Source organism: Corynebacterium sp. HMSC078H07 (genome assembly GCF_001812805.1).
Classification (GTDB): domain Bacteria; phylum Actinomycetota; class Actinomycetes; order Mycobacteriales; family Mycobacteriaceae; genus Corynebacterium.
The window spans coordinates 1-300 of sequence record NZ_KV810488.1; the positions used below are offsets into that span (position 1 = coordinate 1).

Annotated in this window: 1 protein-coding gene; it reads left to right on the forward strand. The window is 53.7% G+C overall.

Annotated elements, in window-relative coordinates:
• Positions 1-147: 147 nt before the first annotated feature.
• Positions 148-300 (forward strand): helix-turn-helix domain-containing protein (locus HMPREF2875_RS14160; protein ID WP_371327564.1); only part of this gene is annotated, 153 nt, incomplete at its 3' end.

Sequence of the window (300 nt, forward strand, 5' to 3'; positions counted from 1 at the left end):
GGGGTATCTAGTAACACCGTGGTGACTATCCAGTAACGGGATGGTGAGTATCGAGTAACACTTTGGGAGAAGATTCTTCTGACCGCGTGACAAAAGGGCTCGCGGCATAATCAGAGGAGTCCGATCGTGACTGATTACCGGGCCGTGATGGATCTTGTCTTACAAGGCTGGTCCGTCCGTCAAATCTGCTCGACTGTGCGTTGCTCGCATACCACAGTTCAAAAGGCCCGCCAGGCAATGGCGGCACATCAGATCGCAACCGATGAACAACTCGCCGGTATCACCGACGAAGAAATGGCC